20 protein-coding genes and 1 pseudogene are annotated in these 24453 nt (G+C 44.4%); 6 read left to right on the top strand and 15 right to left on the bottom strand.

What is annotated here, in order from left to right; genetic code table 11:
* Nucleotides 1-173: 173 nt before the first annotated feature.
* The 4 genes from MADE_RS09595 to sdhC are packed head-to-tail and all read right to left on the bottom strand — an operon-like array spanning nucleotide 174 to nucleotide 3388.
* Nucleotides 174-884: a succinate dehydrogenase iron-sulfur subunit gene (locus tag MADE_RS09595; protein WP_012518362.1), complete on the bottom strand. Its 711-nt coding sequence runs from the start codon at nucleotides 882-884 to the stop codon at nucleotides 174-176.
* A gap of 14 nt (nucleotides 885-898) precedes the next feature.
* Nucleotides 899-2671: a succinate dehydrogenase flavoprotein subunit gene (gene sdhA, locus MADE_RS09590; RefSeq protein ID WP_012518361.1), complete on the bottom strand. Its 1773-nt coding sequence runs from the start codon at nucleotides 2669-2671 to the stop codon at nucleotides 899-901.
* A 1-nt stretch (nucleotide 2672) separates the two neighbouring features.
* Nucleotides 2673-3020 carry a succinate dehydrogenase, hydrophobic membrane anchor protein gene (gene sdhD / locus MADE_RS09585; RefSeq protein ID WP_012518360.1) on the bottom strand — a complete coding sequence of 116 codons (348 nt, stop codon included), beginning with the start codon at nucleotides 3018-3020 and terminating at the stop codon, nucleotides 2673-2675.
* Nucleotides 3014-3388 carry a succinate dehydrogenase, cytochrome b556 subunit gene (gene sdhC / locus MADE_RS09580; protein ID WP_012518359.1) on the bottom strand — a complete coding sequence of 125 codons (375 nt, stop codon included), beginning with the start codon at nucleotides 3386-3388 and terminating at the stop codon, nucleotides 3014-3016. The genes sdhD and sdhC overlap by 7 nt, the downstream gene beginning before the upstream one ends.
* A gap of 704 nt (nucleotides 3389-4092) precedes the next feature.
* Here sdhC and MADE_RS09575 point away from each other — a divergent pair.
* Together MADE_RS09575 and MADE_RS09570 are read left to right on the top strand one after the other, a co-directional pair.
* A complete protein-coding gene (locus tag MADE_RS09575) occupies nucleotides 4093-5370 on the top strand; it encodes a citrate synthase (protein ID WP_012518358.1) in 1278 nt (425 codons plus the stop codon).
* An 87-nt stretch (nucleotides 5371-5457) separates the two neighbouring features.
* On the top strand, nucleotides 5458-5880 hold the full coding sequence (locus MADE_RS09570) for a DUF3429 domain-containing protein (protein ID WP_012518357.1): 423 nt from the start codon (nucleotides 5458-5460) through the stop codon (nucleotides 5878-5880).
* Nucleotides 5881-6080: 200 nt separating this feature from the next.
* Here the strand turns inward: MADE_RS09570 and MADE_RS09565 are convergent, their stop codons facing one another.
* The 3 genes from MADE_RS09565 to MADE_RS09555 all read right to left on the bottom strand — a co-directional run bounded on the left by MADE_RS09565 (nucleotide 6081) and on the right by MADE_RS09555 (nucleotide 9733).
* A complete protein-coding gene (locus MADE_RS09565; protein ID WP_012518356.1) occupies nucleotides 6081-7541 on the bottom strand; it encodes a phosphohexomutase domain-containing protein in 1461 nt (486 codons plus the stop codon).
* A 329-nt stretch (nucleotides 7542-7870) separates the two neighbouring features.
* Nucleotides 7871-8734: a pirin family protein gene (locus MADE_RS09560; RefSeq protein ID WP_012518355.1), complete on the bottom strand. Its 864-nt coding sequence runs from the start codon at nucleotides 8732-8734 to the stop codon at nucleotides 7871-7873.
* Between the two features lie 36 nt (nucleotides 8735-8770).
* A complete protein-coding gene (locus MADE_RS09555) occupies nucleotides 8771-9733 on the bottom strand; it encodes a glutathione S-transferase family protein (RefSeq protein ID WP_012518354.1) in 963 nt (320 codons plus the stop codon).
* Nucleotides 9734-9951: 218 nt separating this feature from the next.
* Here MADE_RS09555 and tcdA point away from each other — a divergent pair, with 218 nt between their 5' ends.
* Nucleotides 9952-10728, top strand: a complete 777-nt coding sequence (gene tcdA, locus MADE_RS09550) for a tRNA cyclic N6-threonylcarbamoyladenosine(37) synthase TcdA (protein WP_012518353.1) — start codon at nucleotides 9952-9954, stop codon at nucleotides 10726-10728.
* Between the two features lie 217 nt (nucleotides 10729-10945).
* Nucleotides 10946-11359, top strand: a complete 414-nt coding sequence (locus MADE_RS09545) for a hypothetical protein (RefSeq protein WP_012518352.1) — start codon at nucleotides 10946-10948, stop codon at nucleotides 11357-11359.
* Between the two features lie 37 nt (nucleotides 11360-11396).
* Here the strand turns inward: MADE_RS09545 and MADE_RS09540 are convergent, their stop codons facing one another.
* Nucleotides 11397-11867, bottom strand: coding sequence for a DUF2919 family protein (locus tag MADE_RS09540; RefSeq protein WP_012518351.1), 471 nt, complete (start codon nucleotides 11865-11867; stop codon nucleotides 11397-11399).
* Between the two features lie 389 nt (nucleotides 11868-12256).
* Between MADE_RS09540 and rimO the strand changes: the two genes are divergently transcribed.
* Entirely contained in the window at nucleotides 12257-13714 is a 1458-nt protein-coding gene (gene rimO / locus MADE_RS09535) for a 30S ribosomal protein S12 methylthiotransferase RimO (RefSeq protein ID WP_012518350.1), read from the top strand.
* 147 nt (nucleotides 13715-13861) lie between these two features.
* Here the strand turns inward: rimO and MADE_RS09530 are convergent, their stop codons facing one another.
* From MADE_RS09530 to MADE_RS09505, 6 genes are all read right to left on the bottom strand, one after another.
* The gene (locus MADE_RS09530; RefSeq protein ID WP_012518349.1) at nucleotides 13862-14521 is read right to left on the bottom strand and encodes an SDR family oxidoreductase; all 660 of its coding nucleotides are present in this window, start codon (nucleotides 14519-14521) and stop codon (nucleotides 13862-13864) included.
* 147 nt (nucleotides 14522-14668) lie between these two features.
* On the bottom strand, nucleotides 14669-15415 hold the full coding sequence (kdsB, locus tag MADE_RS09525; RefSeq protein ID WP_012518348.1) for a 3-deoxy-manno-octulosonate cytidylyltransferase: 747 nt from the start codon (nucleotides 15413-15415) through the stop codon (nucleotides 14669-14671).
* Between the two features lie 53 nt (nucleotides 15416-15468).
* Nucleotides 15469-15663 carry a Trm112 family protein gene (locus MADE_RS09520; RefSeq protein ID WP_012518347.1) on the bottom strand — a complete coding sequence of 65 codons (195 nt, stop codon included), beginning with the start codon at nucleotides 15661-15663 and terminating at the stop codon, nucleotides 15469-15471.
* Nucleotides 15653-16702 (bottom strand): tetraacyldisaccharide 4'-kinase, encoded by a 1050-nt coding sequence (lpxK, locus tag MADE_RS09515; protein WP_012518346.1) that lies wholly within the window; start codon nucleotides 16700-16702, stop codon nucleotides 15653-15655. Before lpxK ends, MADE_RS09520 begins: the two co-directional genes overlap by 11 nt.
* Nucleotides 16699-18447: a lipid A export permease/ATP-binding protein MsbA gene (gene msbA / locus MADE_RS09510; RefSeq protein WP_015067198.1), complete on the bottom strand. Its 1749-nt coding sequence runs from the start codon at nucleotides 18445-18447 to the stop codon at nucleotides 16699-16701. The genes lpxK and msbA overlap by 4 nt, the downstream gene beginning before the upstream one ends.
* Before the next feature lie 252 nt (nucleotides 18448-18699).
* The gene (locus tag MADE_RS09505; protein WP_023559701.1) at nucleotides 18700-21402 is read right to left on the bottom strand and encodes a DNA internalization-related competence protein ComEC/Rec2; all 2703 of its coding nucleotides are present in this window, start codon (nucleotides 21400-21402) and stop codon (nucleotides 18700-18702) included.
* A gap of 109 nt (nucleotides 21403-21511) precedes the next feature.
* Here MADE_RS09505 and MADE_RS09500 point away from each other — a divergent pair, with 109 nt between their 5' ends.
* A complete protein-coding gene (locus MADE_RS09500) occupies nucleotides 21512-22036 on the top strand; it encodes a DUF2062 domain-containing protein (protein ID WP_012518341.1) in 525 nt (174 codons plus the stop codon).
* Nucleotides 22037-22205: 169 nt separating this feature from the next.
* Here MADE_RS09500 and ligA read toward each other — a convergent pair.
* A pseudogene (gene ligA, locus MADE_RS09495) lies at nucleotides 22206-24241 on the bottom strand (NAD-dependent DNA ligase LigA).
* Nucleotides 24242-24453 lie beyond the last annotated feature (212 nt).

Here is a 24453-nt window from a genome sequence, read left to right as displayed (position 1 = left end):
TAATTTGCCTTGCTACGTTTTATAAAATCTAGTTAACAATCAAGATGTATTATAAGGTTATTCTCAGCATAACCAAGTGTTATAACGGAGAATATATAAAAAAATAGCCATCCTTATTGGATGGCTATTTAGCGTATCGCATCTATAACTTAGGAAGTTATCAGACTATAGTACTAAACAGCCCGTTGTAAAAGCATTGACTTGATTTGGCCAATAGCTTTTGTTGGGTTCAATCCTTTAGGACATACACTTACACAGTTCATGATACCGTGACAGCGGAATACGCTGAATGCATCGTCAAGATCGTTAAGACGCTCTTCTGTCGCAGTGTCACGGCTATCAATTAAGAATCGATAAGCGTGAAGTAGACCGGCCGGACCGATAAACTTGTCAGGGTTCCACCAAAATGATGGGCAAGACGTCGAACAGCATGCACATAAGATACACTCATATAAACCATCTAACTTAGCGCGCTCTTCAGGTGACTGAAGGTGCTCACGAGCCGGCGGCTGCTTGCTGTCGTTAATTAAGAAAGGCTTAATCTTTTCGTACTGTGTATAGAACTGCGTCATATCAACAACAAGGTCACGTACAACAGGTAGACCTGGAAGTGGACGAACGACTATTTTGCCTTTGCCCAGCGCAGAAAGTGGAGTAATACATGCTAGGCCGTTTTTGCCGTTCATGTTTACACCGTCAGAACCACATACACCTTCGCGGCATGAGCGACGGAAAGAAAGCGTCGGATCCTGCTCTTTAAGTGCAAGTAGCGCATCTAGCACCATCATGTCTTGACCTTCCTCTACTTCTAGAGTGTAGTCTTGCATGCGAGGCTTCGCATCTACTTCTGGGTTATAACGATAAATCGAAAAAGTTAATTGCATGATCGTTGCCTCTCTTAATATGAACGCACTTTAGGCGGGAATGCTTCCCTAAGCTTAGGCGCCATATTCACTTCACGTTTAATCATTTTATCCGTGTTCGGATCATAAATGCTGTGACATAGCCAGTTATCATCATCTCGGTCCGGGAAGTCGAAGCGGCTGTGTGCGCCACGGCTTTCCGTTCTGAAATTCGCTGCTACTGCCGTGCTGTACGCGGTTTCCATAAGGTTATCAAGTTCTAAACACTCTATACGTTGGGTATTGAAGTCTGAACTCTTGTCGTCAAGGCGAGCATTCTTGAGGCGCTCACGAATTTCGCTAAGCTCTTTAAGTCCTTCCGCCATTGCGTCACCTTCACGGAATACCGAGAAGTTAAGCTGCATACATTCTTGCAAATCTTTCTTAATTTGGACTGGGTCTTCGCCCTTGCCTTTTTCTGAATTTTCCCAACGATTGAAACGAGCCATTGACGCTTCAAGATCAGATTCTGACGCGTCGCGCGTTGGGGCCATATCAGATAATGTCTTACCAAGGTGTAAACCAGTCGCACGACCGAATACAACAAGGTCAAGTAGCGAGTTACCGCCAAGGCGGTTAGCGCCGTGTACCGATACACAAGCAATCTCACCACAAGCAAATAGACCATTAACAACTTTGTCGTTACCGTTTTCATCAACCGTTAGACATTGGCCATCAACGTTCGTTGGAATACCACCCATCATATAGTGACAAGTAGGAATTACTGGAATTGGCTCTTTTACTGGGTCAACGTGTGCAAACGTACGGGATAGCTCAAGGATACCAGGTAGACGCGATTCAAGAACGTCTTTACCAAGGTGATCAAGCTTAAGCTTAATGTGTGTACCCCATGGTCCTTCACAACCGCGGCCTTCGCGAATCTCTGTCATCATTGAACGCGCAACAACGTCACGACCAGCAAGGTCTTTCGCGTTTGGCGCATAACGTTCCATGAAGCGCTCGCCGTCTTTGTTTAGTAGGTAACCACCTTCACCGCGACAACCTTCAGTAACCAATGTACCTGCGCCAGCAATACCCGTTGGGTGGAACTGCCACATTTCCATATCCTGAACTGCAACACCTGCACGAAGCGCCATACCCACACCGTCACCGGTATTGATGTGTGCGTTTGTGGTAGACGCATAGATACGCCCTGCACCACCCGTTGCAAGTACAACAGCGCGCGACTTGAAGTAAACTACTTCGCCAGATTCGATGTCGATTGCTGTACAACCTACTACGTCACCGTCTTGGTTTTTCACTAAATCTAGCGCGTACCACTCAGAAAATACTTTTGTTTTATTCTTTACGTTTTGTTGGTAAAGAAGGTGAAGAAGTGCGTGACCGGTACGGTCAGCCGCTGCTGCCGTACGAGCACCCTGCTCGCCACCAAAGTTCTTAGACTGACCACCAAAAGGACGCTGGTAAATTTTACCGTTTTCGAAGCGAGAGAAAGGAAGACCCATGTTCTCCATCTCAATGATTGCTTCAGGTCCTGTCTTACACATGTATTCGATAGCGTCTTGGTCACCGATATAATCTGACCCCTTTACGGTGTCATACATGTGCCATTCCCAGTTGTCTTCGTGTGAATTACCCAATGCTACGGTAATACCACCTTGTGCAGACACAGTGTGAGAACGGGTTGGAAATACTTTTGAAAGCAGAGCGCAAGATTTACCAGACTGCGAAATCTGTAGTGCTGCGCGCATACCTGCACCGCCGGCACCAATTACTACTGCATCAAACTCGTGAACGGGTAAACTCATTTTACACTCCCCACAATACGAATAGGCCCACAGCTACGTAGCCGAACGCGATGATATTTAATATATATTGTAGTACCGCACGTAGACCTGTCGCTTTAACATAGTCTGTAAGTACCTGCCAAAGGCCGATACGCACGTGGATCATCACTGCTACTAGTGCTGCCAATGTGAAAACTTTCATAGCTAGGCCAGAGAACAAACCTCGCCATTCGATAAACGTTAAGTTATCGGTGGTAATAAAAAACCACGCCATGAAAACCGAGTACGCGAAAATTATCGCTGCTGTTGCGCGAAGAGATACGTAGTCTTGTACGCCGTCACGCTTTATGCTTGCTTGGTTGGTTACCATAATGCAACTCCCAATACTACGGTCAGTACAACCCAAAGTGCGATAACTGCTTTAGCACTTGTATTGCCCGACTCTAGTTCTTCCCAGTGACCTAAATCCATAACAACGTGTCTTAGGCCGCCTAGAATGTGATACGTCAGCGCTGAGGCTGTGCCAATTGCGACAAATTTTCCAAGGAAACCGTTCATGATTGCTTGTACGTTCGCGAAACCTTCAGCCGAGTGAACAGAAACTGCCCAAGCCCAAATAACGAAAAGAAGCGCGAAGAACATTGCAACACCGGTTACACGGTGGAGAATTGACGAAATAGCAGAGGGCGGAAATTTAATAGTATTGAGTTCTAAATTTACTGGTCTTTGCTTTTTCACAATGTATGCCTGTTTAATCCGTAGGGGATAATGAATTTCTTACCTTTATTATGTCCTGAGTAAGTGAATTCGATTTTTAACCTGTTAATTGCCTCATCCATTGAGTTGTTAACAATTTGTGAATTATTCTTTAATGCTTGTAACAGAATAATTATTCCGATTCCAAAGCACCGCTGAGTATATCCAGCGTAGTATATAATTACAATTTTTTGTGCCGTAGTAAGACTTTAGTCTTTATCTGTACTTTTATAGTCATTATTTTGATTAAAAAGAGTTCAAAATTGAGCGCAACATGTCGAAACGCTTGCAATTACAGCGTCTTGAAGTTTAACAGCAGGCACTAGGAATAACTATGCATATCAATAAGAAATTAAGCACTTTTAATCTGTATGGGTAATTATTCCTCATCAAAAGGTTACTTTTTAAACTAACCTGTTAATATATTTATCGATCGGTGGTTTACCTTTGTCGAAAAGCCATTGATAATTGCACCGTATCGGGCAAAGTGAATTCCCAGCAAGTTAATTAATCGTTATCCGATTGCTAGTATTTTTTTAAGCAATTTGGAATATTTATTGTTCAAATATGCAATTAAATTGACTTGTTGGTGCATAATAAAGTACAAATACGCCCACTTTTCCCAACGAAGCGGATATTTTCGTCCGTTTTCGCTGCAAACAGAACCATTCTGAGGAGAGCATTTTATGGCAGATCAGAAAGCCATTCTTAAAGCCGGCGGTAAGGAAATCGAGCTTCCTATCTTGTCTGGCACTGAAGGACAAGATGTAATCGACGTCCGTACGGTAGGCCAACACGGTTATTTCACGTACGACCCAGGTTTTATGGCGACAGGATCTTGCGAGTCTTCAATTACCTACATTGATGGCGCTCAAGGTGTATTATTACACCGCGGTTTCCCTATTGAAGAACTAGCGCGTGACGCAGACTATCTTGAAGTTTGTCACATGCTTCTTCACGGTGATGCACCAACAAAAGAACAGTACGAAGAATTCAAAGAGACAATTACTCGTCACACCATGGTACATGAACAAATTAACATGTTCTTCCACGGTTTCCGCAACGACGCGCACCCTATGGCAATGCTATGTGGTACCGTTGGCGCTATGTCTTCGTTCTATCACAGTGATTTAGACGTTTCTAACGAAGAGCAGCGTATTCGCAGCGCTCACCGTCTAATTGCGAAAATGCCTACCCTTGTTGCTATGTGTTATAAATACAACATCGGTCAGCCTTTCGTATATCCACGTAACGACCTAAGCTATGCAGCTAACTTCCTGAACATGATGTTCTCTGTACCTGCAGAAGAATTTCAAATCAGCCCTGCTGTAGAGCGTGCGATGGACCGTATCTTTACCCTTCACGCTGACCACGAGCAAAACGCGTCTACCTCAACGGTACGCCTTGCTGGTTCGTCTGGCGCTAACCCTTACGCGTGTATTGCGGCAGGTGTTGCGTCACTTTGGGGACCTGCTCACGGTGGTGCAAACGAAGCATGTCTTAACATGCTAGAAGAAATCGGTACAGTTGACCGCATTCCTGAGTTTATTGCTCGTGCTAAAGACAAGAATGACCCGTTCCGTCTGATGGGCTTCGGTCACCGTGTTTATAAAAACCACGACCCACGTGCTACAGTAATGCGTGAAAGCTGCCACGAAGTATTGAGCGAACTTAACGTGAAAGACCCACTGCTAGAAGTAGCAATGGAACTTGAAAAAATTGCGTTGAGCGACCCTTACTTCGCAGAGAAGAAACTGTTCCCGAACGTAGACTTCTACTCAGGTATCGTACTAAAAGCCATTGGTATTCCTACAAACATGTTCACCTGTATCTTCGCCCTGTCTCGTACAGTAGGCTGGATTTCTCACTGGCATGAAATGATGAGCGACCCTAAGCAAAAAATTGGTCGTCCTCGTCAGTTATACACTGGTCACAGCCAGCGTAAGTACACGCCAATCAAGTAATACGGAACTAAGTATTACCCTTGATAGTAAAAATAGCGCCTCTATGGCGCTATTTTTGTTTTAGAAATTTGTATTAAAGGAACATCAATGCCCTATTCTGCCGTTTTGCTAGGTATTGCAGGTCTTATCCCCTTTGTCGCTATGCCATTAGCATACCAATTCAATTTATTGCCCCTTACTCAAAGTGCGGTTTATTTTGTACAGTACTCTGCCGTATTGTTGTCTTTTTTCGGTGGTATTCATTGGTGGGATGCAATTAGCAATCAGCGTTATGACAAACAGATGTTCATTGCCATGTTGCCTACCATTATCGGCTGGCTGTGCTTGGTATTTTCAAATGATGTCAAAGTGTTTGGTGTATTGTCATTAAGCTATGTGGCTGTGCTCATGTATGACAAGTTCACCCTTAGCCTACCTAAAGAGCAAGTGGTAAGCTACATTAGCCTTCGTATGGGGCTAACTAGCGTTGTGGTAGTTTGCCACGCGTGGATGATTTATTTAATCGCTTAAAAAAGCCAACACGTTACGTAAATTATTTGCGCGTTAGTCATCTTAAAAAACTTATATCGGTTACACGTAACCAGACTAAGCTTTTGAATTTTTTATGATTTTATTTTCTCAAATCAAAAAAGGCGACAAACTATTAAAAGTATTGTCGCCCTATCGTTTTCACATGACTTAAATGAACAAACTGCCGTTAATCGCGATGATTACTCATCGCGAATAAGTGTAAGCAGCGCCTCTGTCTTCTCTTCCATCAAGGCAATGTCGCCTTTACTTTCAACATTTAAACGAATAACTGGTTCAGTGTTCGATTTGCGCAAATTAAAGCGCCAGTTTCCAAATTCTAAACCTAAGCCATCCGTTGTATCTATAACGCTAGCCTGAGGTTTATATTTACTCGTTACACGCTCAAGTGCTGCGTCAGCATCTTTAAGCTTGCTATTGATTTCACCTGATGATGGAAACGCTTCAATACGCGCTTTAACCATGCTTGCTAGCGTTTGTTTTTTCACGCAAACAAGTTCAGCAATGAGTAGCCAAGGGATCATACCTGAATCACAGTACGCAAAATCTCTGAAATAGTGGTGCGCGCTCATTTCTCCGCCATACACCGCATCTTCTTTGCGCATACGTTCTTTAATAAACGCATGACCGGTTTTTGATTTGATGGGGGTACCGCCCGCGTTCGCTACAATATCTTCTGTATTCCAATACACGCGTGGGTCGTAAATAATTTTGCTGTCGGTATTTTTCTCGATAAACGCCTCAGCCAGCAAGCCAACAATGTAGTATCCCTCAATAAATTCACCGTCTGCATCAAACAAGAAACAGCGGTCGAAGTCTCCATCCCACGCGATACCAAAATCAGCACCCGACGCTTTAACCGCATCAGCAGTATCGGCACGATTTTCTGGTAGTAATGGGTTAGGAATACCGTTTGGAAATGTACCATCTGCGTCGTGGTGTACTTTTATAAATTCAATGGGTACGCCCTGCGACTTCATTTCTTTCTCGATAGCGTCTAGTGCCGGGCCTGCGGCGCCATTACCAGCGTTCACCACAACTTTTAGCGGCGTAAAATTACTTAAATTCACATAAGACAGCATGTGAGAAACATAGTCAGACATACACGACTTAACCGCGTATTTACCAGTGTTAGAAAGCTTAACTTCGTTTACATGAGCAGTACTGTTAAAGAACGCGTCGGCATCGATCGTTACACCGTTAGTGTAGTGCGCTAACCGTTCTGACACGTAATCGTCGCCTAACGCTTCCGCTTTCTCTTTTATTGCGTTTAAGCCTGTGTCACCGCTAATAGGAACAGAACCCGCTTTTACCAGCTTCATGCCGTTGTAATTGATGGGGTTGTGGCTTGCTGTTACCTCAATACCGCCGTCCACACCAAGGTGCTTTGTAGCGAAATAAATTTCTTCGGTTCCTGCCATGCCAATGTCAGTAACGGTTGCACCAGCGTCTATGAGGCCTGCGCTTAACGCTAGTTTTAATGGCGTGGACGTAAGACGCACATCACTGCCAACAACAACGGTTTTCGCATTTAATTCTTGAGCAAAAGCATAGCCAATTCTGTACGCTACCTCTTCGGTTAGCTGTGAGTTAAGTTCGCCACGAATATCGTATGCTTTAAAGCAGGTAATTGGGGTTGCCATTTGGATCGAAATTCCCTGTGTTTTAACTATTTATGATTACTTTAATGCTTTTTACGACCTTAAAGCGCTAAGCGCCTTTTTGATGACATCGTAAAAGAGAAGAAAACATGTATTTAAACATAGTGATATTAAATCATTAGGGGGAGTGAATTACTATTTCAATTTGTGAAAAGGCAGCAATTGCCCACATACGGGCTCAAATGCGTGTACTTAGCGCGTTAACTCATAGTACACGCGGTTTTAAGAGGCACGTTAATGACGATTATTTTGAATAATAGGAAAGTGCCTGTTGTAAGCCAAGCGGTTCTAAAGTAAAAAAGCTTATGCCCTTACTTTGCTAATACACCGCTTTGATAATCATTAAACGCCTGAACAATTTCTTGCTGAGAGTTCATCACAAAAGGGCCATATTGAACCACAGGCTCGTTAATAGGCTTACCCGATACTACTATAAACTTACATTCCGTATCAGTCGAAACACAAAGCTGCGTTCCCTTCTGTGATAAAACACCAAGCTCTCCTTGTTCCAGAATAGTTTCGTTGCCCTGCTCACCTTTATTAATAACGACATCACCTTCGTAAACATAGATAAATGCAGATTCATCTGAATTCATGGCAATTTCAGAAGGCCCGCTTTTCAATGCCACGTCTAAAAAGGTGGGCGATACGGCGGTTGTCTTAACAGGCCCTTGTACTCCTTCAATCGCTCCTGCTAATACTTTTACGTCTGCATTTTGAATGTGCGCCATTGGAACACTATCCAGCTGAATATCTTGATAGTTGGGCGCTGACATCTTCTCAATTGCGGGTAGGTTTACCCACAACTGAAAGCCTTGCAATAAACCCTCTTCTTGCTCCGGCATTTCCTCATGAATAATGCCTCTGCCTGCGTTCATCCATTGAATTCCCCCTGCATCAATCACGCCCTCATTACCCACAGAGTCCTTGTGACGCATTTTACCTGCAAGCATATAGGTAACGGTCTGAAACCCTCGATGAGGATGAGGTGGAAAACCCGCTATATACTCACCAGGGTTATCTGAACCAAAAAAATCTAGCATGAGAAATGGATCTAATCGAGGCAGATCGGGTTGGCCGATGATACGTGTGAGTGACACGCCTGCACCGTCGCTGGTTGGCATACCCGTGACGACTTTTTCTATCGTTTTTTGCGCGTTAACTGTGAACGACATAGCTTGTACCTACCTTAAATTCTTACTAAAAAGCCATTACTCGATACTTTCGCGGCCATGGGCCGACATAAGGTCTTGCTCGGGCCCTACCGGGATGACTTGCGTTGGGTTTATCATGGTATGGCTGTAATAATAATGTCTCTTGATATGATCAAAATTCACCGTATCAGCAACACCCGGCACCTGATAGAGTTCTTTCATATAGCCGAATATATTCGGATAATCTGCAATTTGCTTCTTATTACATTTGAAGTGACCGTGATAAACCGCGTCAAAGCGAATTAGCGTGGTAAATAAACGCCAATCGGCTTCGGTGATTTGACTGCCAACCAAATAGCGTTGTTTACTCAGTCTTTCTTCAACCATATCTAAAGCATGGAACAAAGCATTCACCGCCTCTTCGTAAGCCTCTTGTGTTGTAGCAAACCCCGCCTTATACACACCATTATTGATGTCGTGATATACCATGTTGTTAATGGTATCGATTTCTTCGCGAAGGGCTTCAGGGTAATAGTCATCGTGGTTGTTAGTAAGTGCGTCAAATCCACTGTTGAAAATGCGAATGATCTCGGCCGATTCATTATTAACGATGGTTTCGGTTTGTTTGTCCCATAAAACGGGAACGGTAACACGACTCGTTATTTCGGGTTCGGCTTTCGTGTAGATCTGGTGGGCATAATCAAACCCGTAAAGCTTGTCTTCGGTTGCCCTAGGGTAGTCTTTAAACTCCCATCCGTTATCAAGCATTTCAGGGTGAACAACAGAGACATCTATATGCGCTTCCAGCCCCTTTAGCTTTCTAAAAATGAGTGCTCTATGCGCCCATGGACAGGCTAAAGATACGTATAGGTGATAACGGCCTGATTCCACTGTGAATGTCCCGTTGTCATCGCTGTTAACTGTGTCACGAAATTTGGATGCCTGGCGTTCAAATTTCCCACCGCTTTTACTGGTATCGTACCACTTATCTTGCCATTTTCCGTCAACGAGTAAGCCCATTTGCCTGCCCCTTTTTTCTATCTCATTAAAAAATGAGTTTATTAAAACATGTATTGTGTAGAACGTATGTTGCTTAAAATCGGATTTATTATTCGAAAAAACTGGAGTGTATTGATCTTTGGTATTCACTTTTGAGATGATGCGCGCCCTGCTAGTGTGTTTACGCGTTTTATCGCTAACCCACGTCCGTATTGTTTAATTGTTAAGTGAAGTAAAGCATGTCTGATGATCCTCGTTTAGGTGGTATTGTGCGTTTGTACGGCGCGCAACAAACCAATAATTTAGCCAATAGCCACGTCGCCGTAGTAGGTATTGGTGGCGTAGGAAGTTGGACTGCCGAAGCGCTAGCCCGTTCGGGCGTTGGCACAATCACACTTATTGATTTAGACGATGTCTGCGTTACGAACACAAACCGTCAGATTCACGCGCTTTCAAATACGATAGGCGAACCAAAGGTCGAGGCCATTGCGTCGCGTATTGCGCTAATAAACCCTAATTGCAAAGTAAACTGTGTTGAAGATTTTGTCACGCCTGACAATACAGCCACGCTTTTGACCAAAGAAATGGATACAGTGGTTGATGCCACCGACAGCATACGTGCTAAAGCCGCTATGATTGCTCACTGTAAACGCAACAAAATCCCCATTGTTACGGTAGGTGGCGCTGGCGGTCAAATAGACCCCACACAGGTGACCAAAGGCGACCTAGCTAAGACGACGCAAGACCCGCTAGCTGCCAAATTGCGCAGTGAACTTCGCAGAAACTACAATTTTAGCAAGAACCCTAAGCGCCGCTTTGGTGTGGAATGTATTTATTCTACTGAGCAGTTGCGTTACCCGCAACCAGATGGCTCAGTGTGTTATAACAAGTCGGCAATGGAGGGAGGAACTCGACTCGATTGTGCAGGCGGTTTTGGGGCTGTTGTTACGGTTACTGCGACATTTGGTATGTTCGCAGCGGCGAGCGTAATTAACAGATTAACTGGACAAAAATAGACTTTGGCCGATAACTTACGCACAATAGCTACCAAACAGTAAGGGCTTGCTTAGTGCGCGTTTGCTCGATGTAGCGCCTTTTCTTTTAATGGTAACAAAACGCTTTCTATCAGCTAATTTTATGCGCAAGTTAATGTAATATTGACTAGCAACCAGGTTTACTTATTCAATTATTGGTTACAGTACCAATGCCATTCTCGGTGAGAAGGAGAACAAGATGTCACCAGATGAACTCAATAAATTAATGTCAGACTGCGCTAAAGACGCAGCAGTAACCGCAGCCGATGAGTTCAATATAGTACTCGACAACTCACCAGAGAGTGTTGCTTTAGTTGATGACGTTCTGCTTAGCTTTGTTGATAAATACCACGACTTAGCTCTAGAAGACGAAGCGGTCTTTACCATCTGCAATATTTTTGGCGCGTATATAGGTGAGATTTTGAAAGCGCAATTAGATGGTGAGTGGATTTACGATCAATCTAACCCTAAAGCGCCTTCAGTATTTTTAAAAGTGGGCGAGAATACGTATGCACTTGCTGGAATCTGTTACGAGCGCCTGGTTAATGATAGTCAAATTAGTGTGTTTGCTTATTATGAACAGGCCCTTGCCAACCACAAAGCGCATCACTAAGGGTCAGCCCCTTTCATCTCGTTAAGCGCCTTTACTTTTAAGGGTTAGGCGCTTTCCAATCTTCTACCATCCACTTCAAATGACGGCTTTTTGATATGGCATAAAGCGCAATGCTATAGAATGCCATTTTAACACCGGTAATGTATTCAAACCCCCAATGATGATGCATAGCATAATAGAGTTGTACGCACAGCAATAATACCACGCCAATTTGTGCTAGCGGAATTACCCAACGGCGCCAGTTGAGGTAGCCTTTTTTCCACAGTCTCTCTCGCTGACTGACTAACACCAGTGCCAGAAAAACCGGTAGGCTTGCCAAAAGCCCAAGACCTAAACTTTCTTTTTGTGGGTAGAAAAACGCAAGTAACTCACTGGTTTGTGTTCGAGACGCTAAGGAAAAGATAAACGCTAGCCAATCGATGCATAAAAGAATAAATACGCTATACAGCCAACGAGGAGGAAGGATGCGCCCAGATTCGTCGTAATAAGAAAGTGGGAGTTTTAACATGGGTTCACTTTTTTCATTTCCACTTTTGAACAGCGCTTAATACGCTTCTTTATTGAAGTTTTGTATCAGGAAGATATTAAAGTGGGGATAACTTCAAAATTTTAAACAGGCAGGGTTTTAGTATTTCTTCTCATAGCCCTTTATTTAAAAGGTCGCAAAATGTCAGACCGCGCCTCTACCGCGCCGCGTTACCTTTTTTCATGAATAATAATGGCTTTTTTAAAATATAGCGCTTAGCCTTTAATTAACGCGGTAACGTTGGTCGTACCCCTGCTGAACTTTGTCTAGCTAAAAGCGCATTTGTAACCTAAAACTACTGCGCATTGGTATGACTTCCTGTATAATCCGCGGCCATTTTAAGCACAGTCATTTTTCGGGTGATATTTTAGATGACAGTAGAAACGTTTGATCCAAACAAAGTCGCAAACAAAACCACAACGCTTGAAACACCGGTCAAAGTACTGAGTGACAATCAATCTTCACAACAAGGTGTAGGTAGCAGAATTGGTTTTGTCAGCTTAGGGTGCCCTAAGAATTTGGTTGATTCTGAACGTATTCTTACTCAACTTCGCACCGAAGGTTATGACGTAGTGCCTACCTACAACGATGCTGATCTCGTTATCGTCAACACTTGTGGGTTCATTGACGCCGCAGTTGAAGAATCGTTAGATACCATTGGTGAAGCATTAAAAGAAAATGGCAAAGTTATTGTAACGGGTTGCTTAGGGGTAAAAGAAGACGAAATTCGAGAGCTACACCCAAATGTCTTGGCTATTACCGGCCCTCATGCATACGAGACGGTAGTAGAGCAAGTACACGAGCATTTACCGAAGCCTCAGCATAATCCGTTTGCGGATCTTATTCCTGATCACGGTGTGAAACTAACGCCCCGCCATTACGCATATTTAAAAATTTCAGAAGGCTGCAACCACCGCTGCACATTCTGCATTATCCCCTCAATGCGCGGAGATTTAGTAAGCCGCCCTGTTGGCAACGTGCTTGATGAAGCCAAACGATTAAAAGAGGCGGGCGTGAAAGAGCTATTGGTTATCTCTCAAGATACCAGTGCGTACGGTGTAGATGTAAAACACAGAACAGGGTTCTGGAACGGCATGCCGGTGAAGACCCACATGCAACAGCTTTGCGAGCAACTGGGTGAAATGGGAATTTGGGTACGCCTCCACTACGTTTACCCTTACCCCCATGTTGATGACCTCATTCCACTGATGAATGATGGTAAAATTCTGCCTTATCTTGATATTCCATTCCAGCACGCCAATAAGCGCATTCTTAGACTTATGAAGCGCCCAGGTAGTGCAGAAAGAGTACTAGAGCGCGTTAAAAAATGGCGTGAACAATGCCCGTCATTGGTAATTCGCTCTACGTTTATCGTTGGATTTCCAGGAGAAACAGAAGAAGAGTTTGAAGAACTTTTAGACTTTCTACGGGAAGCCCAGCTTGATCGCGTTGGTGCATTCGCTTATTCACCGGTTGAAGGGGCAAGAGCAAATGACCTACCCGACCCAGTACCAGAAGATATAAAACAAGAACGCCTTGCGCGCTTCATGGAAGTACAGGGTGAAATAAGCGCTGCGCGATTAAAAGCCAGAATTGGTAATGAGTATCAAGTGGTTATTGATAGCGTTGACGCCGAAGGTGCGGTAGGTCGAACGTATGCCGATGCACCTGAAGTGGACGGCCTCGTTCATTTAAACGGGGTTTACGATGTAAAACCAGGCGATCGTGTATGGGCTGAAGTCATTCACGCTAACGAACACGATGTATGGGCTGTACTATCTGAAGACCAAGACGATGAAGAAGCGCATGCAACGGAGGGCGCAGAGTAGCCATACACTTTGCACTAGAGCCTAACAGCTAAAGCTAGTCTAGAAACCCTATCGATGGCGTATTCACGATAGGGTTTTATTTTATCTACTCTTTATACCTGATACCTCGGTTTTTATACCTCGGTTACTGGGTCATCAACGTGAAAACTACCAAGGTAGCTCGTCACCATTTGAATGGATAAAGCGCCCTGCATTATCCACGTTAAGCTCATCAATACGCTGCGACAAACGTTCGGCACACGTATCAGCATCAATATCGCCTGCACCATTAACCATTTCAGTTTGCACGAACCCAGGGTGAAAAATACCTACAGCAATCCCTCTTGGCTTTAGATCGTTTGCCAAAGATACGGAGGCTGCATTCAACGCAGCTTTAGACATGCGATAGCCATAATAACCACCAGAGCCATTATCAGCCATCGATCCCATACGACTTGTGATCATCGCAATTTTACTGTTGTCTGCCATCACCGGTAAGAGAGTCTGGGAAACAAGAAGCGGCCCCATGGCATTAACACGGAACTGATAATCTATGGTGTTTGGGTCCCAGTCATCTAGGCTTTCTTTGCCCAGAACCCCAGCGTTATTAATGAGCAAATCAATTTTCACATCCATTAGGGGTGCGAGTTTTTCTGCCAGCATTTCAGGTTGAGAGACATCGACGCCTTTGATAATAGTAACGCCTGCAGAGTTCAACTCATCACAACTATTGCGACACGTAGCATAGACTTTTGCGCCACGTGCTTTAAATTGCTTGGTAAGCGCAAGCCCTATGCCGCGATTACCGCCCGTAATAACTACGTTCATTACGACTCCCTTGTTACTGTGTATATGCGTTATTTAGATTTCTTGCCTGTTCGGCATGCTCGATTCTAGCGCTTTTTTATGACGCCTTTTATGGCTTTTAACCGACAATACGCCGTGGTGAACCATTTTCCAAAAGCCATCTGGTTTTTATATAGTCTCTAAAAGGCGTTCCAGATCTTCCGGTGTATCAATTCCAACAGGTGGTGGCGCTACGGCTACCTCACAATGAATTTTATCACCGTACCAAATAGCCCGAAGTTGCTCGAGTGACTCGATTTGTTCTAAAGCACTGGGCGCGTAATTAACGTACTGGTTTACATAGTCGGCGCGATACGCGTAAATCCCAATATGACGATTATAAAGGGCCGTATTCGCTTTGTTTGGGTTCGCCATCATATAGTCTCGTTCAAATGGAATGGGCGAGCGTGAAAAGTAGATAGACTCCCCTTTTTCATTCACCAACACTTTCACTATGTTTGGGTTGAATACATCCGCGACACTCACAATCGGAGTGGAAAGCGTGGCCATTTGACATTGAGGCGCGTTAGCTAAATTAGTCGCAACCTGTTTTATATTTTCAGCGGGAATAAATGGCTCGTCCCCTTGGACGTTCACTACAATGGTATCACCAGAGATATTCTGCGTTTGAATAACTTCTGCTATGCGCTCTGTGCCCGACTGGTGATCCACAGACGTCATGCATACTTGGGCAAACCCTTCGACAACGTTTTGAATACGTTCATCGTCTGTTGCCACTATTATGCTTTCCGCGCCCGCCTCTTTAGCCCGTTCTACTACGTGTTGAATCATGGGCTTTCCATCAATAAGCGCTAATGGCTTACCTGGAAAGCGGCTTGAACCGAAACGTGCGGGAATAACAACGGTGAATGACATATCTTTCTAGCCCTTAATCAAAGCTTTTAACTGACGCTGAAGACAAAACTGAATTAACGTGTAGCGTCGACTTCATCTAAAGATAAAGCGGTTGCTTTACTCTCAATAAGAACAGGTATGCCGTCCTTAATATCAAAGGCTAAGCGGTCAAACCGACATACCAATTGCGTCATATCTTCGTTTAGTACTAACTTTCCCTTGCATACGGGGCAAGCCAAGACTTCTAAAAGCTTTTTATCAAATGCCATTGTTATTATTCCTGTCCGTTTTGTTAAACGTTAAACCCGCTTTTGCAAGTTTTACGTCTATTAAATTAAAAAAGTCTGGGGCGAGATGAGCGCTGACGGGTAAAAACCAACATGCTTCATGAGCGAATGACGCCGCCTTTACTGCATCTTTTTCGGTCATCAAGACTGTACCTTGTGGAATATCAGAAGGTGTCATCGCGTGATGATCGGCCAAAGGCTGCGTATGTGATAACGTTATTTGCATATCTCTTAGCTGATTAAAAAAGCGTTGGGGAGAGCCAATTCCAGCAATCGCACTACACGGTACCTGATTTCTTATTTCTTCAACCGTACAAGTTTTTGCTCGGTTAGATACCGATGTAAAATCGCCAGGTACCAGTGTCATTAAAAATTGCGGGGCGACGGCATGGTCAAACGTCGGCATGGAGCGGCTATTGTGAATTAACGCATCCACGGTGCTTAAACGCCACTGCCCCTCTCGCAAAGGGCCCATAGGAAGCAAATAACCGCTCCCTACTTTCCTATCGTCCATAACAACAAGCTCAATGTCACGATGCAATGCATAGTGCTGCAGTCCGTCGTCGCAAATAATCAATTCACATTGTAATTCTTCAGTTAAATAGGCGGCGCCGCGAGCGCGATTTGGGTCAATAACCACATCACACTGGCTTCTAATAGCCAGTAGTCTAGGCTCATCCCCCACCTCTGCGGCATTGTCGTCGCCGTTTACTCGTCGGGGGTAAACCGCTGATTTAGCGCCATAACCTCGACTAAGAATGCCTACTTTTATGCCGTGACTTTGGTAATAATCGGCTAAAGCTAACACAACGGGTGTCTTGCCGTTTCCCCCCACCGAAATATTACCCACTACAATAACGGGTACTTCGGCTTTGAAAACTTTTTTCACACCCACTTTAAACAGTAAACGTCGAATTGCCGAAACAAAGTAAAATAGCAGAGCAAAAGGTGCGAGCAGCCATACTAATCCATGGCCAAAATACCAATTGTCGTGCAGGGTTTTACTTTGTGGTTGGCTCACTTAGTCTCACCAAATTGAAGTGCGTGGAGCTGCGCATAATGACCGCCTTTTTCAAGCAATTCATCATGCTTACCTTTTTCAATAATACGCCCCTGCTCAACTACCATAATACAGTCTGCATTCTCGATGGTTGAAAGCCGGTGTGCCACCACAATACTAGTACAACGCTTTTGTAGCTTTTCCAAGGCATCTTGAATTAAGCGTTCCGACTCGGTGTCTAGCGCCGAGGTTGCTTCATCTAAAATAAGTATGGGCGCTTCTGCCAAAATAGCCCTTGCAATGGCAATACGCTGGCGCTGACCGCCGGAAAGCATTAGACCATTTTCACCAATCACCGTGTCTAACCCATCCGGTAAATTTGCAAGAAACTCTTCTACGTGGGCCATTCTAGCCGCATTTTCAATTTCTTTGCGAGATACGTTTTGGCGTGCACCGTACGCAATATTATTAGCAATGGTATCGTTAAACAGCGTGACATTTTGCGATACCACGGCGAATTGAGCGCGCAATGCTTTTAAGTCTACGTCGTTAAGCGGCATGTCGTCTAAACGTATCTGCCCCTCTTGCGGCACATAAAAACGCGTAAGCAGCGATGAAATTGTTGATTTTCCGCTTCCTGAACGCCCAACCAGTGCAACCGATTGTCCTGGGTTTGCCGTAAAGCTAACATTAGATAGTGCCGGCGTATGCTTGCCGGGGTATGAAAAGGTAACGTCATCAAATTCTATCTTACCGGTTGCACGCTCTATTTTTGTGCGGCCACTGTCTTCTTCATCAGCTTCATCGAGTATTTCGAAGATGCTGGCGCAGGCAGCCATGCCCTTTTGAAATTGATTGTTAATGGTGGTGAGCTGTTTTAATGGTTTCAACAGCATTACCATACAAAACACCACATTGATAAACACACCCGCGGTTAATTTTTCGAGCATGCCCGGCGTACTGGCAATGTATAACACTACCGCCAGCGCTATCGACGCAATAACTTGAATAGACGACACACTAAGGATTGATGTGACGGAAAGCTTCATGGTTTGCTGTCGATTGTGGTTGTTTTTCTGTTTAAAACGGTTTTGCTCTATTTCCTGACCGCCAAACATGATCACTACCTTATGCCCTTTCACCGCCTGCTCGACCGACGAGGTAAGGTTACCCATAGAGTGCTGTATGTTTTTGCTCACAACACGAAAACGCTTGCTAACGAAAGAGACAATAACAGCAACCACAGGGCCAATTAAAAGAAAAATTAACGACAATTGCCATGAGTAATAAAACATTACGCAAAGCAGACCGATAACAAGAGCGCCTTCTCGGACAAGGGTGAGCAATGCTTTGCCCGACGCATTAGCTACCTGCTCGGTATCGTAAGTAACCTTACTAATTAACCCACCCACGGAATGATTGTCGTGAAAAGACACAGGTAAATGAATATATTTGTCAAACAGCTGTTGTCGCATGCGCATGACAACCTGCGCACCAATCCAGCTAAGCGTGTAACTGCCCATAAAATTAAACGTGCCGCGAAGCAAAAACAGCGGCACAATGGCGTAAGCAGCTAAACGAAGGTAATCGTGATCGTTCTTGCCTAGCGATTCATCAATCATTGGCTGGAGCTGAGCGAATACAAAGGTATCAACAGCGGAATAACCAATCATTCCGATAATGGCAAATACGAACGGGACTTTGTACGCTTTGAGATAATTCAAAAAGCGCTTTATTTGAAAATCCGAGTTGTCGGCTTGTTGCATGTAGTTTTTTTAACCTGTTTGAAACGTTAACTAAAACGCGTTACGGATATTGTACTCGTTCTCTCTCTAATTCACTAATATAGCGGCAAAATTGATTAGTCTGCCATCTAAGTGATTAATGTGTGGTCACTCATTTGCTATTTAAAGGCTAACGATAAAACCAACACAATGTTGTTCTTTGGTAAGTGTTTCAATTAAGGATGAGCGGCGGTACAAAAATTACGGCTCAACATACGTTTGCGTTAGAACACGCTAGCGGAACGAGGGTAAATGACGAGGCGGTCTGCCCTTTAAATACCAACGGCGTTTGTAATTACCGCGCTGGGTGTTAACTGTAACCCCTTTATCTTTAAAGGTAGCGCTGATATATCCATGAAAACTGCTTAGATAAGTTGCTACGCCGTTTTCTTGGTAACGTGCGAACACCACTGGAGCCGGAAACTGCCAGCGGTTTTCATACCCCTGCGTAAAAATAACAGCCGAAGGCGAAACCTGTTCAATAAAAACGTTCGTAGAAGACGTTTTACTTCCGTGGTGCGGCGCAACCAGCACATCTGCGTGCAATGCCTTAGTTTGACTCTCTAGTTCACGCGTTATCAACGCATATTCGCTCTCTTTCTCAATATCCCCTGGTATAAGCACACTTCCTGCAATGTTAGCTATTCTCACTACGCAAGAAGTGGCGTTCGTATTTTGCTTATTTCCTTTAAGCGGCCAAAGAAAGGCGACGTGCAAACCCTGCCAGTTAAAGGTTTTGCCGCGCTCGCAGCCACGCGTAGGTGAGTACCATTTAGCGTGTTGCGCGTTAGGATGAGTATTAAAAGTATCTGCGCCTCCTGCGTGGTCGTTATCACTGTGTGTATGAATAATATGGTCAATATGACGTATGTGAAGCTTATCTAGCAAAGGCAGCATAGCATGTGTGGCGGTAACGGCCTTACCGTTGTACTTCGCACCTGAATCGATAATTATGGCTCTATTGCCTTTAGTCACCATTAGCGCGGTGGCTTGCCCTGCGTCGAGTACATGCAACGTCCAGGCACTATCATTTGGCGATACCCACCAACAGACTTCAACAATTAGAGGCAGCGACAGTAACACAGCGCAAACGTTTTTGTAGCGCCACGGCGGCAAGAAAGTCACGACAATAGCCGTTAAAAAACATAGCGCTGAGCCACTTTCTATAGGCGCGTATACAAGGCTAAGTTCATACTTGCTTAAATAGGCTAAATATTCGAGTAAGTAGCCAAACAAATAGTCACTTTGTTTAAGTATGAGCGATCCTAAGAACGCCACAACAGTGTTGTCAAAAAAGTGAATCGCCAATAACGACAGGAGGCCTATGGGAAGTATAAGTGTCACAAGAGGAAGGGCAATTAAGTTGGCGACAAGGGCGATGAAGCTAGCGCTCCCGAACCAAATGAGCGTTAACGGCATCATAATGAAGGTAAGCGCCAGCTGAAGTTTTATCAAAACAACATACCAAGCATTACGCTGTAACCCAAAAACGGTGATAAGAAACCATATACACCCCACTGCCCCAACGCTAAGGTAAAAGCTAGCGCTTAACATGGATAAAGGAAATATCAACAGACTAAGGGCAAGCATAGCGACACCAATGTTCAACGGCCGCCATGCCAATTGGCAAACAGATAACAAGCAGCCTAAGGCTAGTAATATGAAAGCCCGCACCACAGGAAGCGCGTTACCGCTTAACCCTGCATACAACAAACACGCAAAGACAGTGCAGGATAATACTATTAACCTTACCGGTGCGATGAGTACTTGCCCCCCAATACGCGTGCTATCATTGCCTGTATTGTTTAGCAAGGCTGCCCTTTGTGGCGGGCTAAACAGGCTTAAAACACGCAATTTAAAGATTGCGTGAATGTTCCCTAACGCGCTAGCGACCATTGCTAGGGTAAGCACTATGGGGTTAATGATCAGCAGACAAACACCAGCAATAATCGATAAGTGCATGCCAGAAATGCTAAACAAGTGCCCAGTTCCTGTGCGTTGTAATTGCTCCCAGTCGGTATCAGTTAATTCGGTTTTATTGCCAAGTAATAGGGCAAGCCACCACCTTTGATAATCAAGGCCTAAACCCACGAGGGTTTTCCCTAAACCAAATCGCTCATTATGACTATGCTGTGTTTTTTTATTATCTAATGATTTGATGTACCCGGTAACATGGATGAATTTACTCGCGAATTGTTGCTGCCTATTAAACCCAACCGGGTTGGCCGTGCCGTAAGCGGGCTTAAGCTTAACTACCGCAGTAAACCTGTCACCATTGTGCAAACAGGTAGCCGGTTTTTTTAGCGCCTTAATGTTATTCCTGCCCTTTTCACCGGCAACCGTTTTTATATCGTGCTGCCGGTTACCTTGGTCATTCGAACGCAGATTTATCGACGCTTTTCCCTGTGGGTAGATGTAGCTTGGTTTTTGGTTTTGCGCGCCTGAATATACGGTATGCGAGAGCCGCGCGTTAAAACTCGTGTATTGACTAAAAAACGCTGAAAACGGAACCCTATTTAAAAACGCAGCGGTGCGCTCATTGTTAAGTAATTCAATGGTAACAAAGTATTGATAGTGAGCTTGAACCGCGTCTGTGTTCGAAGAAACACAGCCTCCTGACACAACTTGGCCTGAAATTGTGACATCTTGTTGAATTTTCCCTTCGGGAAGTTGCCAAGCGTAGTAAAAATGCCCTACACTCGCCACCCATAGTACACCTGTAAGCAGACCACTTATAATCCAACACAGCAGTGCTTCGAAAGCAGTGAGTTGGCACGCACGACTTTTACGTCGATAAAGCATAGGGATGGTGCTTGCTACAACGTTTATGGCAATCATCACTGCCATGGTGTTTGCGCTGGGAAGTCGGTACCAAAAAACCGCACTTATTGCGCCAGCGCAAAAACAGCTTAACCAAATTGTGATACGATTGACCATGTTATCACGTAGCAATTGACAATTAGTGAACGTGACATGTGCACAAAGCACGTTGCAATAACCCACGTTTTGTCATTTTTGATTTTATTTTCGAGATGCATTGATATTTATGCCTAAGAAATTTATTCGACGTTTTTTGCCAGACCACCAAAGTATTAAGCAAAACAAAGCTTTAAAGATATTTGGTAGCGTTCTGCACGAACCAAATTTGTGGCATTTAAACCGTCGTTCAGCATCTGGTGCTTTTGGTATTGGCTTATTTTTCGCTTTTTGGCCTGTGCCGTTTCAAATGTGGTTATCTGCCGGTTTAGCCATTCCCTTTCGGGCTAATTTACCTTTGTCAGTGGCCACCGTTTGGGTAACAAACCCTTTCACCATTCCTCCTATATTCTATGGGGCGTACAAGGTCGGCACTACTGTACTTGGGACCAAACCTGAGCATTTTGAATTTCAATTTAGTTGGCAATGGGTGGTTGAAAGCATAAACACCATAGGCCCAGCGTTTCTTGTCGGCTGTGGTATTTGCTCAGTGGTCTTCGGCTTAGCGGGTTACTTTTCGCTAAATTGGGTATGGCGCTTCCAAGTCAAAAAAGCGTGGGAGAGACGTCGTCAGTTGCGTAACCAACAAGCCTAAAGGCGATATGTTACAAGCGTGCGGAATGCTCTTTTTTAAATGTAACCGAGTGCTTTTTCTTTAATGTCATTCGTAAAAATAAAAACGCCACTTTTGAAGTGGCGTTTTTTGATTCACGGTGCTTTTTAATTCATGGTGTTATCTAATTCACGGTGTTAGCTAAGACACGTTATTTCTCATTTTCTGCGAGAAAAGCAATAAGTTTGGCTTCATCCCACACCTCAACGTCTAACTCTTGGGCCTTCGTCAATTTAGAGCCTGCCTTTTCTCCAGCAACCAGAAAATCGGTATTTTTACTTACCGAACCCGCCACTTTAGCCCCTAAGAGTTGTAAGCGCGCTTTAGCATCCGAGCGGCCCATTTCGCTAAGCGTTCCGGTGATCACACAGGTTTTACCCTCAAGCGGTAAGTTATCCGCGTCAGGTTTTTCAATCGCAGGCCAGTTAATGCCTTCTTTTAACAACGCATCAATCACATCAGTATTGTGTGACTCATTAAAGAAGTTAAATATATGTGTTGCTACTATCTCGCCCACATCCTGTACTTCAACCAGCGCCTCTATCGACGCGTCGCGAATTGCATCGAGGGTTTCAAAGTGCGCCGCTAAATTAGCTGCTGTCGCTTCCCCTACTTCTCGAATACCAAGTGCGTATAGAAACTTCGCTAAGGTAGTTTGTTTAGATGCCTCTAGAGAGGATAACAACTTACTCGCTGATTTTTCAGCCATGCGTTCTAAACCAACTACATCACCAAGTGATAGAGTAAAGAAGTCAGCAGGGCTATGAACTAAATCGGCATCAACTAGCTGATCGACCAATTTGTCCCCTAAACCGTCAATATCAAATGCCTTTCGAGAAGCAAAATGTTTAAGCGCTTGTTTGCGCTGCGCTGCACAGATTAACCCACCCGTACAACGGGCAACCGCCTCATCTTCAAGCTTTTCTACTTGTGAGCCGCACACAGGGCACTGACTGGGAAAAGCTATGTCGGTTTCGCTGCCTGTACGTTTTGTATCAACCACAGATACCACCTGCGGAATAACATCACCTGCACGGCGGATAACCACAGTGTCACCCACTTTAACGCCTAAACGAGTAATCTCATCTTGGTTGTGCAAGGTCGCATTTGACACAGTTACACCGCCTACAAAAACGGGCTCAAGCCTTGCGACAGGGGTAATTGCACCGGTACGGCCAACCTGAAACTCTACATCAAGCAGTTTAGTCACTTCTTCTTGGGCAGGAAACTTTTGTGCAATTGCCCACCTTGGCGCACGTGCTACAAACCCTAGCGCAGCCTGTAAATCAATACGGTTTACTTTAAAGACAACGCCGTCTATGTCGTAAGGTAAGTTGTCACGCTTTTCTAATATATGATGATAGTAATCGAGACAGCCTCGCCCACCTTCAGCTGTATCAATATCGGGGCACAAGGGCAGCCCCCATTTACCTAATTGTGAGAGACGTTCGCTATGGGTGGTAGGTAGCGTAAAGTTATCAGGTTGTACTACGCCTAGCGAGTATGCATAAAACATCAACGGGCGTTTAGCGGTTATTTTTGAATCAAGCTGACGTAAACTTCCCGCTGCGGCATTCCGTGGATTGGCAAACACCTTACCACCGGCGTTTTTCTGATGTTCGTTTAACTTGGCAAAGCCCTCGCGAGGCATGAATACTTCACCGCGAACTTCTACGCGATCGGGGTGAGCGTCTCCGCGCAACATAACGGCACGTTAGAAATAGTGCGTACATTCGCCGTAATATTCTCACCGACTTGACCGTCACCTCGTGTGGCCGCACGAACAAGTTCACCATTCTCATAAAGGATACTTACGGCAAGGCCATCTAACTTAGGCTCGCAACTGAAATGCAAACTTGATGTGTCTTTTAATCTATCCTTGAGACGCTTTTCAAAAGCAAGAAGAGATTCCTCATCGAAAGCATTATCAAGCGAAAGCATAGGCACGTCGTGGGTGACTTGCTCAAATGCCGATAATGCCTCCCCCCCCACTTTTTGACTTGGGGAATTAGGGCTTTGTAAAGAAGGATACTGTTTTTCAAGCGCAATAAGTGACTGCATATCCCTATCGTATACCGCGTCGGGTATTGAGGGATCGTCCAATACATAATACTGGTAGTTATATTCGTTTAAGGTGTTGCGCAGTTCGGCAACTTTTTTTCGAGCTTGTTCTAAAGTGTCAGACATGGAATTGTGGTCACGCCATTTAAATAATTAAAAGTTTAACAATGTATAGCAAAGGTCAACAAACCAATGGTTACTGTATACTGAACGTGGCTTTAAAGTACTCAGCCAAAATGCCCATTAATAAGCATGTCCAAACTTCGCTTATTAACAGAAAAGGACTTGGGTATAAGCCAAGTCCTTTTTAACAACGCTGCCAACTATTAAAGCCAAAG

Source organism: Alteromonas mediterranea DE, assembly GCF_000020585.3.
Lineage (GTDB): Bacteria > Pseudomonadota > Gammaproteobacteria > Enterobacterales > Alteromonadaceae > Alteromonas > Alteromonas mediterranea.
The sequence above is the reverse complement of the archived record's forward strand: the minus strand, read 5'-3'. Positions and strand labels throughout refer to the sequence as shown.